Consider the following 14,993-nt stretch of genomic DNA (forward strand, 5'->3'; position numbering starts at 1 on the left):
GCACGTGCAGGGATCATTCCCAGGTTCACCCCGCCATTGTCGCGCGGTGCTGGGGCGGTCAGTTCGTCAGATCCACCGTGACGCCACCGGAGAACGGCGAATCGTGCAGCTCGATCGCGACCGGTTGCGCGTCAACGGGCATATCGAAGACGAGGGTGCCCTCGACGGTGTTCCCGGGGTTGATGTTGTTCAGGAAGGTGTCATTACCCCTGAGGCTGATGACCGCCGCACCGGTATCGGCATCGAATCTCCGGCCGTTCTCGTCGATCAGCACCTGATTGCTGTCGGCGAGGAGCTGCGCCTCGTCGCCGATGTTGCCGACGGTCAGGTGGACCAGCACATATGCCCCTTGGGCGACCGATTCGGTGTAGTCACTGCCGATGCTGGCCACGCCCGACTCCACCTCGCGCACCGAGAATTCGAAGGATCCGTCGCGAACCGTGGAACCGATGCCCACCTGCGCCGTCGCATCGACGCCTGCCCCGAACGCGGGGTCGATCTCACCGGGGCCGTCGTTCTCTTCGGTACCGAGGCCGAGAATCGCGCCGACGAGGACGAGGCCCACCACGATTCCGACGGTCAGCGGCAGGATGCGCCGTTTGCGGCGTGGTGGCTGGGGAGTGGGCGTGGCGGGGTGCGGATATGCGTGCATCGCAAGGATCTCCTGTGGTGACGGCCTACGCGGTTCGCGTGCGGTGTGTCTGACGAGTCGGCGTGCACCGAGACCTACGGCGAAGCGGCACTCTCTCGATCGCGAGGCGCGACACTCAGCCACTCGTGCCCGGCGCACATCGGGAACAACACACCACCGGGAATGCCCGTACCACCGGAAAACCGGGACAACGCGGAAGTCCGCTGCTTGGTTCGGGCGGATATCGCCGACTCGGCTCGAAGCCCTCGCGATCGGTCGGCCGCCATCGCCATTCCACTCACGAACCCTCCCCGCGTTCCACAGTGGATCGCGGAAATTCACCACCCCGCCCTAGTCTCGGTCCGTTGAGGTTTCGCGAGTTCGGTGGCCGACCACCCGACGGAGGCCGCCGGACAACGAAGATCACGGAGGCGACGTGTTCACTCACCCGGTACCACCGATCAGACGGTTATCGGCGACGACCCGGCGCGTAACGGCGTTCACTGCGGCTGCGCTGACTGCGGCGACGATGATGACGGCGGCCCTGTCGGGTTCGGCACTGGCCGAGTCGGATCAGGTCGAGACCCGTGCATTCACCGGTTCGACCGCCGTGGGCCTGCACAATGCCTACGAGAAGAGCGGATTCCCGTACCTGGCCGACGTCCTCGACTCGGGTGCGGCACTCATCGAGCTGGATGTGTGGACGGACGAGCTGCTCGGAACCTGGCGGGTCAGCCACGAACTGTTCGGCGCCAGTAGCAACTGCGTGGGCGCCAGTGATGCGGGCGGCCTGCGCACCGGAGATCGCGATCAGGACCTCATCGGCTGTCTGGACGACATTCGAGCCTGGCGGAGTGTCAACCCCGGCCACCGTCCGATCGTGTTCAAGATCGAGATGAAGGACGGCTTCTACGACCGGGGCGGCATGGGCCCGGCGGCCTTCGACGCCTTGGTGGCCGACCGACTCGGTGACGCCGTGTTCACCCCGGCCGACCTGCTGGCCCATGCGGGCGGTGCCGCCGACCTCGAGCAGGCGGTTACCACAGCGGGCTGGCCGAGCCGTGACGAGCTGGCAGGCCGGGTGTTGATCGAGCTGATCCCCGGCACCTTCGAGCAGGGCAACCCCTTCGACACCCTGTGGACGGACGAGGAATACTCGCGGCACCTGCGCGACCTGGCCGCCGCAGGCGAACTCGCCAGCGCGCAGGCGTTTCCGGCAGTCCTCGGTGCCGAGGCAGGCGACCCCCGCGAGCGTTATGAGGACACCAGCCTTCGCCCGTGGTTCGTCGTCTACGACGGCAGTGCCAACGCCTACGTCACCGGCGGAATCGACACCGGGTGGTACCGCGAGCGGAACTATCTGCTGATCATGACTGCGGCCCACGAGGTCGCCCCCGCGATCGACTCGGTGGCCCCCGACGAGCAGGCGGCCTTGGACCGTGTCGCGCAGCTCGCCGAGGCCGACGCCAGCATCATCACCAGCGACTGGCGTTCCTCGACGCTGCTGTCCACCGTGGTCCCACGAGGCTGATCGTCGTTGAGCCTGTGGCCCCGCTCGATCAGCGAGCGGGGCCACGGTCTCACGCCGGGGAGTCCGTCAGGGCTTCTCGAAGTGCTGGTAGTCCAGGGGAGTGGTCCAGAAGCCGCCCCAGTCCCAACCCGCGTCGGCGAAGCTGCGCTCCACCACGTCACCGGCATGGATCATGCCGGGAAGGTCCTGGTCCCGGTCGACGAAGGGCGCACCGCTGGGCGGCAGCACGGTACCGCTCGAACTGACGTACGGATTCTGCACCGGATTGATATCGATGGCCTTGCCGTAGGAGTGGTTGGACCAGCCACCACCGCCGGTGATCGGCCGACAGTTGAACGCCGAGGTGTTGTTCGCGGCCATCGAGGCGTCATCGTCGGCGTCGTACTTCTCGACGGTCTCGACCCGCTCGATCGGGAATCCGCTGCGGTAGAGCTTGACGAAGATCTCGCCCACCTCCCGCGCGACGTCGGCGTGCACGATGATCTCGCCCCGCTTGGTCACCCCATCGAAATCGACGTGCGGGAAACCGACCAGCCGCAGGTCCTCGGGCCCGACCGGACAACCCTCCCGGTAACTGGCGCCGAGACGCTGCGCGGTGACCGGCGAGATCTCGATCACGGATGACTCTCCCGTTCTCTCGGTGCTCTGGTGCGCGGCGGCGGGCAAACCGGCCGAGGCGAGCATGCCGAGACCGGCCAGGGCCATGACTGCGGAACGTGCTGTCTTGTTCATACCCGTTACACCCGCGCCGGCGGGGCAAGGTTGCCCGGGCTCGAGGATTTCATCCTGAGGTGAAGATCATCTTGCTTAGTTGCACCGAGGGCGGTAATGGCACCCCCGGTGCGAGTTTCCTGGTTGGGATCCTGGATTCTGTATTCTGCAGCTCGTTCGATTGTCCTTCTTTGCTGGTCGTGTACCAATGTAATGTTCCATTGCTATCAACTGCCCAGCTGTCTGTATCGGACGCTCTGGTATGCTCCGGTATTCGATCTGTTGTCACCGACCCATGCTTGTTATATTTTTTCCTGATGTCTTAGAAATCCTCAAGCCCATAAAGGCGCTTCGTGCGTCGATGCCCCATCCGCACGATAAGCTAAGTGGGTTCTGAAGCCGAATCTCATCCAATTTTTCCTGGAAGGAGGAAATGGAGCTCGCCTTAATTCCGAAGATGGCGCTGTCGCCTCCTGTTGAGAGAAGCTCGACGCCAGGAATTGTTCCTATTGAATGGAATGCGAAAGCCAGTTCTGAGCTGACTGATTCGCTGTATGTAATGGCACTCTTCAGCTCTCCCGAAAGTAGGTGTGACTCCATTGGTGACCCGATGTTGTCGCCATCGACAATGGCTACAAAGTCTGGGTTTGGTGTGATCGACACCTTCGGTTTTGGGCTATTTTGATTAGTTGCGCTGTTTTTCCAGGGGACTAATCTACTACCTTGAGGGAAGATCGCCCCGGCTGCGAACGCGACAATGGCGGGCCCCTTGAGGAATAATCTCACGGGAACTTCCTCGGTGCCATACAGCCTTCGTGATACCGCAGCTCTCCTCTTGTTGAGGTACCTAAGGAACTCGTGGCCCTGGCCGTTCGTCAGTAGGTCCTCCAGGAGTTTTGAATTGAGGGAGAACGCAATGGCATTATCGCATAAATCGTCTTCCTTTATATCATAATTGTGCGGCACGCGGCCGGATGCGGCGCCAACGAACAAACAGCGGTACGCCTCAATTTCTTGGCATTCGGGTTGGTTGTCAGAATTCTTTTTAGGGCTTCTTCGTGTTTCTTCGTTTCCCTCTTTCAGTTCCTGGTTGGATGCTCTTTTTGGATCTCGCTCCCTATCTCCATTCGATGTAGCTGGATCTGTTTCCTGGTGGACATAGATCAGGATGGCTAGTTTTCTCAGCCGGGCGGATCCGTCTCTTGCTGTCCGATCGTGTAGAGTATGTATTGTTTCATCGATTGAGCCCGATCCCTTGAAGTCTATTTCTCCTAATTTGGCCAGTCTGCCTATGTCGATCTCGTAGATCTCTCTTTTTTGCCTTCGTATTGCCAGGTATCGAACTGCTGGCGAAATTCGCCATTTTCCGGGCAAGTTCCCGTTCAGGTCGTGCAGTCCATCGGTGTCTACGCTGAACTGCTTGGTGAAATGCGCGCCCATTGCAAAGGCGTCTTCTAGTTGAGAGTACAGGTAAAAGTAAAGTGTTGAAGCCATGGCCGGATTGATTCGTGTTTTCCTTAGATGGTGTTGAATTGTTTTCACCATCCATTCAGCGCGCCGTTTGGCGTCATCCGCATACTCGGGGTTGTCTGGTCCGGCCATGAACCAATCTATATGTTCCTCGGACATCCTCTTGTTTACAAGGAGGATATTGCTGTCTTTGGGGTCACCTTTCCGTTGGGGGATGTGAATGAAGACTCCAACGCCAGATTTGCGTGCCATCTTGTTCCAGATCAAGAATGCTACAACGCCGGCGGTTGCCCATCCGGCGACCAGCGCTCTCCAGTCGCCGAAATAAATAAGTAGATCCGGAATGGCTCCGCCGACCAGGACAACGGACAGCCAGAAGGTGAGCTGCCTTAGCTCAAACCCCCAAGGCAGCGGTCTATTTTTCTGCACTCCTGACGGCCTCTCTGTGCTAACCCGGGATCAGACTGAGCAAGGAATTTATCACCAGGTTTGAGTACTCTGCGAGTGTTTGCAGATCTTGTCGCGTCAGGGCGGTTGGTTCGGGTGTCCTGGATCTATGGAGTGCCCTTGGTTGGTTGCGCCGCTCGGGTAGACGTTTGCGGTGATCGGGTTCACAACGCCGCTCTCTTGACCTCCACAATGGTCGAGGTTTCAAGCTGGTGGTGAATCACCGCAGAGGAATCTGGAGCAGCGCCATGGCCCGTTACGTACTTCCCGACCTCGACTACGACTACGCGGACCTTGAACCCGCTGTGTCGGGTGAGATCAACGAGCTTCACCACAGCAAGCATCACGCCGCCTATGTCACCGGCGCCAACGACACGATCGACAAGATCGCGGAGGCCAGGGACAAGGGCGATTTCAGCTCGATCGTCGGCTTGCAGACGACCTTGGCCTTCCACCTTGCCGGACACTCGCTGCACCTGGTGTGGTGGAAGATCTTGAGCCCCAACGGTGGCGACAAGCCCACCGGGGAGCTGGCCGCCGCGATCGACGAGCACTTCGGCTCCTTCGATGGCCTGCGCGCACAGCTCAGCGCAGTCTCGGCCTCCATCCAGGGCAACGGTTGGGGTGTGCTGGCCTGGGACCCGGTCGGTGAGCGGCTGATCACCCAGCAGCTCAAGGACCACCACTCCAACTTGGCGATCACCACCACCCCGCTGCTGGTGTTCGACATCTGGGAGCACGCCTACTACCTGCAGTATCGCAACGTCAAGGCCGACTACATCGCGAAATTGTGGGACGTCGTGAACTGGGCCGAGGTCGAGCGCCGGTTCGTCGATGCCCGGGCCGGCCGCAACGGTCTGTTGTTGCCTGCCTCCTGATCGAGGGCGGGTTGCGGGTGGTGGATCGGCGCCCGACTGGGGGTGCGCCGATCCACCGCTCGATTGCCTTTCAACGCCGCTTCCCGTCAGCGGTCAGACAGCCATCGCAGTGGGTGCCCTCACGCGGTGCGGATGGGCGGTGGCCATGGGAGCGAGGGGACCCGGCCGCCGGGATCCGAGGCCCGTTGGGCGGACGCGATGCTCGTCTCGACCTGTGAGACGGTCTCGCGCTTGCCATAACCCGGAGTCTCCGGTTCGATTCGCCAGCTCTCGGCGAGCGCGCCGACATCGACGACGTCGAAACCGAGCCGGTCGATCAACTCCGTCGCCTCGGCGCGTGCCGCGGCATCGTCGGCGGCGATCGCAATCGCGCGGCGATTCGCAGTGCCCGCAGGACTCGCGTCGGTGCTGATCTGGTCGGCCGGGATCGCGTTGAACGCCTTGACGACCTTCGTCGTCCGCCAGTGTGCCGCCTGCAGCTCGGAGCTGGTCACCGAGTTGTTGTCCAGTTCCGCGATGCGGCCGTCGCGCTGCGGGTAGTAGTTGTTCGTCTCGATGACGGTCTTCCCGGCCAATGCCTCTGCGGGAACCGTCTGATAGTCCTTCAGCGGGATGCTCACCACGACGATGCGCGCGGCGGCCGCTTCGAGCGTCGTCCCAGCTCGCGCCGTACCGCCGAGTTCGGCGACCAGTTCGCCGAGTGTCTCCGGCCCCCGTGAGTTGCTGACCAGTACGTCGTAGCCTCGGGCTGCCGCGAGCCGCGCCAAGCCGCCGCCGATGTTCCCCGCTCCGATGAAACCGATGTCGGTCATGATCAGTGCAACATCGATTCCGGCCGGGTATTCCAGTGTCCGAATGCTGACATGTGTCAGCGAGAGCGCTGACAGTTGTCATCAACAATGATGACAACCGGGCACTACCAGCGCGAACCTTGCTCGTCCAGGATCAATGCCATGAACTCGTCGAACCGCATCCTGTCCAGCGCCCCGGTTTCCCGTGCTCTCTCGACCTTCGGACGTGGCCCCGTCATCCAGCTCTGCGTCCGCGCCTACCCGCCGGGCAGCCATTGTCGTCGGTGTTGCCGAGATGATGGGCGCGATACGCACTGCGCGTACCGCACCCATCTCAAGGGCGGCCGGTGCCCGCCGCCCGGTTCGCTGCGCCGAGGTCCGATGCAGACCAGGGCGGATCCGGTGACCCCCGCACGTAGCCGGGGGTCACCGTCGATCCAGATCAGCCGGGTCCCGCGCTATCCACTGCGGAGGCGGCGCTGTTCCTCACTTCACCTGGTACGCCCGGATGATCTCCTCGGTCACCGAGTGTTCACTCTCGTCCTCGGCCGTCGTGCGCAACGAGACGAAGGAGCCCTCATCCGCTGCGGGAATCTCCACCGTCCAGATGTCGCCGTCCTGCTTGGCCGAGGCCTCCTGCCAGGTGACGCCGTCATCGAGTGAATAGGAGAGGACTAGCTCGATGAGCGGCGACTCACCCTCGGTGGCAGCAGCCGTCACCGAACCGGTGACCGCCGCTCCCGCCGAGGCGGAATTCGTTTCATCCAGGTCGAGGTCGTACCGGATGTCGAGCAAGCGGGGAGCTGCGATGGTGCCTTCCTCGGTGGACCCCGACTGGAAGCGCCATTCGGCCTGTACCTCGGTGGAGATCGGCCACCATTCGGCGGAACGGGTTCCGGTGGCCGACAACTCGAACCAGCCATCCGAACCTGCGGGCAGCTGGAAGGAACCCGAGCCTGCCGACTCGCTGCGGCCGATCTCGGTGTCGTCCTGACGCAGGACGGTGTTCCCGGTGTCGATCTGGTGTGGGAAGGCGATGTTGTGCGCGTTGCTGTCACCGAACATCGGCACATCGACGGTCAACACGTCATCCCGGCGAAACACCGGCGGCACCGTGCCCTCGGGTGAGAAGCGGGACTGCGGCAACGACGGGCCCAGCGGCCCCACCCAGAAGGTATGCGCGGGGTGCGGCCCGGCGGGCAGGCCCACGAAGGAGGTCTGTAGATCGGGGTATGGCTCGAAGGTTGTCTCGTCATGGCCGAGGGAGGTGTAGGTGGACCATTCGACATCGGGTGAGTAGTAGTCGGTGCGCCGATGCGGAAGCCGACGGGGGGATTCCACCGCGAGCGAGATCCCACCCTCGACGTTGTACAACACCGGCGTCCACTCCCGGGCGACGCCCAACGGGTGGTTGTGGACACTCTCGACCTCGGCGAGCTCCTCCTGGTCGAATCGCCAATCCGTCGTCTCGGCGTCGAGCCCACCGAACACCGAATCGGCGAGATGGAAACCGGTCGGGCTCTGCGGGGTCAGCGTCACCGCGATGTCCGTCGGGCGGGTCTCGATCCGCGATAGCAGTCGCTGGACATCGACGGGGTGGTAGACCTGCACGACGGGAAGGATCGACATGTCCTCGATGTAGTTGAACGACAGCACCAGCTCGGCGCCCTGCCGCTCCAGCGACTCGACCAGGGCGAGGAGTTGTACCTCGTCCAAGGAGCCGTCGGTATCGGCGATCAACGGGATCATCCCAGTCATATCCCCGATGTCCTCCGGGGCCGTCCGGGTGACATCGATCAGAGTGCCCTCGGCGCTCAGATCATGGCCTTCGATCGACTGCTCCAACGCCCAACCCACCTCGAACCCGTCATCACCGAGCACGGTCGCCGAGGCCCACGGCACGCCCCAGAAGCCCGAGTAGTGGTATTCCAGGTTCGGAACCGGGCCGGAGGGGATCACCAGGTTGTTCGGTAGGGCATCGACCTGGATTCCTACGGCGAGTTCCGGATGAAGCGTGGATTCCAGAATGACGGTGGCGAGGTCCTGCCGTACCTCGTCGGTTGCGTCGAGGTCGATCTCGACGCGCTCGCTGTCCTGTCCGGATAGTCGTAGGGTCGCTCCTTCCTCGACGGTGAACGAGTCGAGGACGAAAGCCGTGTGCTCTGCTTCCACTTCGCCATCGGCATATCGCAGTCCGAAGGCGATCACCCGATAGTCACCGGCGTCGACCCGGACCTGTGGCTCCTCGGACGCGAAGATCATTCGGGCGGCGCCCGATTCACGATCCTGCAGGATGAACAGGGCTTCGGACGGGTTGCCAGCGCTATCGGTGGCCTCGATCGCCACGTCATGTGCCTCGGGCGCGACGTGTACCGACAGCGGTGTGACCAGTCGGTGCTCACCCGCCTCGGCGACCAGGTGACCGGTGTACTCGCCGACGGCCTCGTTGCTCGCCCCGACCTGGACCTCTACCTCGGCGCTGCCCTGGGCGGGCACCTCGACAGTGTCGCTATCGAGTACGACGACCTTGGCCGGACCGTCGATCGTCAGCGCCAACTCGATAGGCTGCTCTGTCGAGTTGTGGTAGGTCATGGTCCGCGTGGTCGGCTTGGCCGGATCGTGCGGCCAGGCCAGCCTGCCGAAACCGAGCACGGCCGGTTCGGCGCGGAGTCGTTGGTCCACGGCGCGGGCGACATCCACCCGACCCGCGCCCTGTGCGTGCACGCTGATATCGGCAAGTGGTTGAGCGCTGGCGAGGAGCAGCGATTTCAGTTCGTCTCCGTCGGCCTCGGGATAGGCCTGCGCGACGATGGCTGCCGCACCCGCGACATGCGGTGCGGCCATCGACGTGCCGTCCATGCTGACGTAGCCCGCGCCTGCGGCTGCGGCCGTGATGCCGGTGCCGGGCGCGCTGATCTCCGGTTTGAGCCCGAAGTCCCATGGTCGCGGGCCCTGGCTGGAGAACTCGCTCAGGCCGTCTTCCTTGGTGGTGCTGCCGACGGCGAGTGCGGAATCCGCCACGGCGGGACTGCCCACGCTCTCACGGGCACCGGAGTTACCCGCAGCCGTCACGAAGAGGGTGCCGTGTGTCTCGGATAGGTCGTCCAAGGCCAAGACCATCGGGTCGCCTTCGCCGAAGGCCGGGCCACCGAGGCTCATGTTGACCACGTCGGCTCCCGACCCGGCGGCCCATTCCATCCCCGCGATGATGTCGCTCTCGAAACCACCGCCGCTGTCGTCGAGTACCTTGCCGATCAGCAGTTCCGCGTCGGGGGCGACGCCCTGATACCGGCCATCGGATGCCGCGCCGCTGCCCGCGATGGTGCTCGCGACGTGAGTGCCGTGGCCGTTGCCGTCCTGGACCGGCAGGTCGGCGACGAAGCTCTCCGACTCGACCACCTGGTCTGCCAGGTCTGGATGGGCGGTGTCATAACCGGTGTCCAGCACGGCCACGCGCACACCGGCGCCGGTGAAGCCGGACTCCCACGCTTGGGGCGCACCGATCAACGGCACACTGGTGTCCAAGGTGGATCGCACTCGGCCGTCCAACCACAGGGTGTCGGTCGAGTCGGTGAAGGTGGTGGGCCGGGCGGTCAGCTCGGCCCAGAATTCCGGGGTGTCGGTACGTGGAACCGACAGGCTCTGCACGCCGAGGTCGGGCAGCGAATGCGAGATCTCCGCTACCTCGGGAAGCTCGGGGGAGTCGAAGATCCCGACATTTCCTGCGTCGTCCGCGCCGTCGGTGACGAGCAGCCGAAGGTCTTCCTGCTCGTCATCGGCCAGTCCCTGCTCGACCAAACTCGTGATGTGGAACAGGCGCTCGTCGAGTCGGTCCGCCGCGACCAGTGGCAAGGCGTCGGACGGCAACACCGAGACCCCGGTGTCGTCCCAGAACCGAGTCCAACCGATACCCCGACGCTGGGGCGGCTGCGTAACCGACACCACATCGACATCGCCTGCGTTCTCGGTGAACAGCACCCGGTCGCCGGTGATCAGGGTGACGGAACGAATCGGGCCATCCTGCCCCGACGCGGTGCTTGTCGCGCTGTGTGATGCCAGGCTGCCGACGGGGTCTGCGGCCCACGCGGCGGTGGGTATGGCCAGCGCGGCCGCAGCCGCCAGCGCGACGGTCGATCGGAGAACGGGTAATCGCATTCGTACCTCCATTGGGGACTTCTCTCGCTCGAACGGCGCCGATGACCAACGAATATCGGCCCAGAAGGAGGATGTCTCGCACCTCGAAAAGGATCAACGAATCCACTGCAGTTCCTCGTAGCTACGCCGCTCGGCTGAGGGCAGTCGGCTCGGCGGTGGGACGACATGCGAGACGTCCACCCGTGGTGAGCTGCTCGAATCCTCGTGTGGTTCACCCGAAGGCGTTGCCCGACTGCCGCTGCGGCCTACAGAGAATTCTCGTCGGGCCGCCTCGCGGGGTGCGGGTCGTTCGGCGGACGCCGTGTGTTCACGCCTCGCCGATCTTGGGCGTCGGCGCCCGGACTCGGCGATCACGTGCCGGCTCGGTCGACCGCAGGGCAGACGACTCCGCGAACCGGCCGTACCGGAGCGATCGACGCCGCGCAGCATGCGTTCGTACGACTACCGGGCCCTGATCACCCTGAGCGGCCGCGATGCTCGTCTCAACCGTCCGACGGTCTAGTGGCCGAATCCTTCACGGAAGGACCCTGTTCGATGAGCAAGCCGCCGGCGCGAGGGAACCCGCGCCGGCGGCCGTCGAGCAGGTCGGATCACCGCACCGAGTAGGCCTTGATGATCGTCTCGGTCACGGAGTGGCCGCTTGCGTCGGACGCAGTCGCTCGAAGCGAGACCTGCTGATCCGCTGCGGTCGCGGGAATCTCGACAGTCCACGCATCGCCCGACTGCTGTGTCACCGCGTTCTGCCAGGTGTCCCCGTCGTCCAGGGAGTACTCCAGCCCGAACTCGGTCACCGGTTCGGCGGCGGCATCCGGATGCGCGGCCGCGGTCACCGTTCCCTCGACGGGTTCGTCGGCCGTGGCGGAGTTCATCTCGTCCAGATCAAGGCCATAACGGACATCGAGGAGTCGGGGAGTGGCCATCGCCCCTGCCTCGCCGGGACCGGAGTGAAAGCGCCAGTCGGCCCGTACCTCGGTGGAGATCGGCCACCACTCGGCGGATCGCTTTCCGGTCGTCGACAGTTCGAACCAGCCATCCGCCGATGCAGGCAGTTCGAACGAACCCAGGCCTGCCGCGTCACTGCGACCGATCTCGGTGCCGTCCTGGCTCAGTACGGTGCTACCGGTATCGACCTCGGTGGGGAAGGCGATATTGCGGGGATCGCTGTCGCCGAACATCGACACCTGGACGTCGAGGACGTCGTCCTGGCGGAATACCGGCGGAACCGTGTCTTCGTCGTAGGTGCTGCGGGAGTTCGGCAGCGAGGGACCCAAGGGGCCCACCCAGAAACCGTGCTGTGGGTTTGGGCCGACAGCGAAGCGCTCATAGACCGTCTGCATCGCGGGGAAGAGGCCGAGTAGTGTGTAGGTGGCCCACTCGACATCGGGTGAGTAGTACTCGGTACGTCGATGCGGAGTCCGTCGTTTCGCGACGACGACACCGTCCATCCCGCTCTCGGTGCGATAGCTCACGGCAGATCCCCAGTCCGCGCTGCTTCCGATCGGGCTGTGGTGGACGGTCTCGAGTTCGGCAAGCTCGTCCGTGCTGAATCGCCAGTCGATCTCCTCGGGATCGAGTACGTCGAAGACCGAATCCGCGAGATGGATCGCCACCGGACTTCTCGAGGTCAGAGTCACCGCGAGATCGGCAGGTCCCTCTTCCAACCGGTAGAGCAGCCGGTGGGCTTCGGGGGTGTACATCTGCACCACGGGCAGGATCGAGAGATCCGCGACGTAGTTGGGCGACAGCACCGTTTCGGCACCCTGGCGTGCTGCGGACTCGACCAACGCGAGGATGTGTTCGTCGTCGAATTCACGGGCTATATCGGCGATCAGCGGGATCATTCCCGTCATGTCACCGATGTCGTCCGGAGCCACGTGCGTGATATCGACCAGGGTCCCCTCGGTGTGTAGATCGTGGCCCTCGTTCGACCGCTCCGATGTTCGAAGCAGGGTGAAGCCGTCCTCGCCGAGCACCGTCACCGATGCCCACGGCACAGCCCAGAACGCTTCATAGTGGTATTCCAAACCCGGTACCGGCGTCGTCGATGGGATCACCCGGGTGCCACCTGGCGAGGCGTGGCCTACAAGGCCGATCTGACTGCCCGTATCCAGGCTGGATAGGAGGGTGACTCCTGCGGAGTCCTGCGCGACTCCCTCGACTCCGTCGACACCGATATCGACGGGCTCGCTGTCCGGTCCGGAGAGGCGTAGCACCGCATCCGCGTCGACGGTGAACCTGTCGATCGCCATTGCGATGTTCTCCTCCGCCCGGAGGCCATCGGCGTATCGCACCGCGAGGGCGACCACCCGGTAATCACCGGCGTTCAACCGGGCTTGTGCGGACCCGAAGAGCCAGCCGCTGAAGATCTCACCGGTCTCGTGGTGTTGCAGCGAGATCCGCAGTTCGACGGGATCGCCCGCACTGTCGGTGGCCTCGATGGGAATCTCATAGGCCTCGGCGGAGACCTGGACCGACCACGGCGTGACCAGTCGTAGCTCGTCCGACACCGCGACCAGGTGGCCGGTGTAGTCCCCGAGGTCCTCGTTACCCGGTGCGACTCGGATCTCGACCTCGGCACTGCCTTGCGCAGGCACCTCCATGGTCTCGGTGCTGAGCGATATGACACCAGGTGGCCCGTCGAACTCCAACGCCAGCTCGATGTCCTGCTGGGTGGGGTTGTGGTAGGTCAGCGTCCGGATGGTCGGTTCGGCGGGATCGTGCGGCCATTCCAGCCTGCCGATGCCCAGCGTCGAGGGCTCGGCGTGGAGCTGCTGGGCGGTGGCGCGTTCGACGTCCAAGCGGCCGGCGCCCTGCGCGTGAACGCTGATGTCGCTCAGCGGCTCTGCACCGCCGACGAGTCGCGACTTCAATTCCGCGCCGTCTGCCTCCGGATGCGCCTGGGCCACCATGACGGCTGCTCCCGCGACGTGCGGCGCCGCCATCGAGGTACCGGACATGCTGACGTAGTCCTCGCCGAGGACCTCGGCCCCCGCCGCCGTGATGTCGGAACCGGGCGCGGCGATCTCCGGCTTCAAGCCGAAGTCACCATAACGAGGTCCCTGGCTGGAGAAATCGCTGAGCTCGTCTTCCTTGGTGGTGCTGCCGACTGCGAGCGCGGCATCGGCCACGGCGGGGCTGTCGATGGTCTCGCTTCCCCCGGAATTGCCCGCAGCGACCACGAAGAGAGCGCCGTGGGTCTCCGAGAGACTGTTCACCGCGTCGACCAACGGATCGTCTCCGCCGGAGTCCGGACCACCCAGACTCATGTTGACCACCTCGGCGCCGGACTCGGCGGCCCACTCCATGCCCGCGATGATCTCGCTGTCGAAACCGCCGCCGGTGTCATCAAGCACCTTGCCGATCAGCAACTCCGCCTCCGGCGCCACACCCCGGTAGCGCCCGTCGGATGCGGCACCGCTGCCTGCGATGGTGCTGGCGACGTGAGTGCCGTGGCCCTCGCCGTCCTGAACGGTCAGGCCGGGCACGAAGCTCTCGGCAGCGACGACCTTGTCGGCCAGGTCGGGATGCGTCGTGTCGTAGCCGGTGTCCAGCACGGCCACCCGTACCCCGGCACCGGTGAAACCGGATTCCCAGGCCTCGGGTGCTCCGACCAGGCCGGCGCTGACGTCCAGACTGGCCTGCTTTCGGCCATCGAGCCATAACGTGTCGGCCGAGTCGGTGAAGGTGGCGGGCCGAGCCGTCAGCTCGGACCAGAAGTCCTGGGCATCGGCCCGGGGAATGGACAGGCCCTGTACACCGAGGTCGGGCAGCGAAGTCGTGACCTCGGCTACCGAGGGAAGCGCGGCCGTGTCGAAGATTCCGACGTCATCGGATTCGTCCTCGCCGTCGGTCAGCAGCAACCGCAGATCGGCATGGTCGTCGTCGGCCAGTCCCTGTTCGACGAGATTCGTGATGTGGAACAGCCGTTCATCGAGTCTGCCTGCCATCACCAACGGGCTCGCGTCGGACGGCACCACCGAGACACCGGAGTCATCCCAGCTGCGAACCCAACCGACGCCCTCACGTTCCGGGGGCTGTTGCACCGCGAGAACGTCGACCGTGCCCGCGCTCTCGGTGAAGAGCACGCGATCGCCGGTGATCAAGGTGAGCGATCGAAGCGTTCCGTCCGATGCACTGGCTTTGCTGTGGTCGGGCGGCGGTTCGCCGGGAGGACCGGCTCCGAACGCGGCTGCGGGGATGGCCAGCGCGAGCGCAGCCGCCAGCGCAGTCGCCGATCGTGGATCGGGTAATCGCATTCGTCCCTCCATAGTGGACTTCTGAAATCCCGCCCATCGACATGAGTAGATGAGGGTCGCTTCGGGTGCGCGAAGATGATCGCACAGGAACCCACCATATTCGACGCAGTAGTTCGACGATCT

The 14,993-nt window shown here is 64.3% G+C and carries 8 protein-coding genes; 2 read left to right on the plus strand and 6 right to left on the minus strand.

Annotated elements, in window-relative coordinates:
* Nucleotides 1-58: 58 nt before the first annotated feature.
* Entirely contained in the window at nt 59-652 is a 594-nt protein-coding gene (locus tag BKA25_RS09845; RefSeq protein ID WP_069850422.1) for a DUF4352 domain-containing protein, read from the minus strand.
* Nucleotides 653-1,067: 415 nt separating this feature from the next.
* On the opposite strand from BKA25_RS09845, the gene BKA25_RS09850 reads away from it, so the two are divergent.
* On the plus strand, nt 1,068-2,162 hold the full coding sequence (locus BKA25_RS09850) for a phosphatidylinositol-specific phospholipase C domain-containing protein (RefSeq protein ID WP_236750300.1): 1,095 nt from the start codon (nt 1,068-1,070) through the stop codon (nt 2,160-2,162).
* A gap of 66 nt (nt 2,163-2,228) precedes the next feature.
* Here the strand turns inward: BKA25_RS09850 and BKA25_RS09855 are convergent, their stop codons facing one another.
* Nucleotides 2,229-2,894, minus strand: a complete 666-nt coding sequence (locus BKA25_RS09855) for a M15 family metallopeptidase (RefSeq protein ID WP_069850418.1) — start codon at nt 2,892-2,894, stop codon at nt 2,229-2,231.
* 264 nt (nt 2,895-3,158) lie between these two features.
* Nucleotides 3,159-4,772: a hypothetical protein gene (locus BKA25_RS09860; RefSeq protein ID WP_157421151.1), complete on the minus strand. Its 1,614-nt coding sequence runs from the start codon at nt 4,770-4,772 to the stop codon at nt 3,159-3,161.
* Between the two features lie 266 nt (nt 4,773-5,038).
* On the opposite strand from BKA25_RS09860, the gene BKA25_RS09865 reads away from it, so the two are divergent.
* Nucleotides 5,039-5,668 carry a superoxide dismutase gene (locus tag BKA25_RS09865; RefSeq protein WP_069853824.1) on the plus strand — a complete coding sequence of 210 codons (630 nt, stop codon included), beginning with the start codon at nt 5,039-5,041 and terminating at the stop codon, nt 5,666-5,668.
* Nucleotides 5,669-5,787: 119 nt separating this feature from the next.
* On the opposite strand, the gene BKA25_RS09870 is transcribed toward BKA25_RS09865, so the two are convergent.
* The 3 genes from BKA25_RS09870 to BKA25_RS09880 all read right to left on the minus strand — a co-directional run bounded on the left by BKA25_RS09870 (nt 5,788) and on the right by BKA25_RS09880 (nt 14,870).
* Entirely contained in the window at nt 5,788-6,480 is a 693-nt protein-coding gene (locus BKA25_RS09870) for an NADPH-dependent F420 reductase (RefSeq protein ID WP_069850416.1), read from the minus strand.
* Between the two features lie 465 nt (nt 6,481-6,945).
* The gene (locus BKA25_RS09875) at nt 6,946-10,614 is read right to left on the minus strand and encodes a S8 family peptidase (protein ID WP_172803822.1); all 3,669 of its coding nucleotides are present in this window, start codon (nt 10,612-10,614) and stop codon (nt 6,946-6,948) included.
* Between the two features lie 590 nt (nt 10,615-11,204).
* Nucleotides 11,205-14,870, minus strand: a complete 3,666-nt coding sequence (locus tag BKA25_RS09880) for a S8 family peptidase (RefSeq protein WP_172803821.1) — start codon at nt 14,868-14,870, stop codon at nt 11,205-11,207.
* Between the last annotated feature and the right edge of the window lie 123 nt (nt 14,871-14,993).

The sequence above is a fragment of the Actinoalloteichus hymeniacidonis genome (assembly GCF_014203365.1).
GTDB classification, from domain to species: Bacteria; Actinomycetota; Actinomycetes; order Mycobacteriales; family Pseudonocardiaceae; genus Actinoalloteichus_A; species Actinoalloteichus_A hymeniacidonis.

Bases quoted from the DNA above. Each gene is read 5' to 3' on its own strand.
- BKA25_RS09845 (WP_069850422.1), bottom strand. From the start codon at position 652: ATGCACGCATATCCGCACCCCGCCACGCCCACTCCCCAGCCACCACGC.
- BKA25_RS09855 (WP_069850418.1), bottom strand. From the start codon at position 2,894: ATGAACAAGACAGCACGTTCCGCAGTCATGGCCCTGGCCGGTCTCGGC.
- BKA25_RS09865 (WP_069853824.1), top strand. From the start codon at position 5,039: ATGGCCCGTTACGTACTTCCCGACCTCGACTACGACTACGCGGACCTT.
- BKA25_RS09870 (WP_069850416.1), bottom strand. From the start codon at position 6,480: ATGACCGACATCGGTTTCATCGGAGCGGGGAACATCGGCGGCGGCTTG.
- BKA25_RS09875 (WP_172803822.1), bottom strand. From the start codon at position 10,614: ATGCGATTACCCGTTCTCCGATCGACCGTCGCGCTGGCGGCTGCGGCC.
- BKA25_RS09880 (WP_172803821.1), bottom strand. From the start codon at position 14,870: ATGCGATTACCCGATCCACGATCGGCGACTGCGCTGGCGGCTGCGCTC.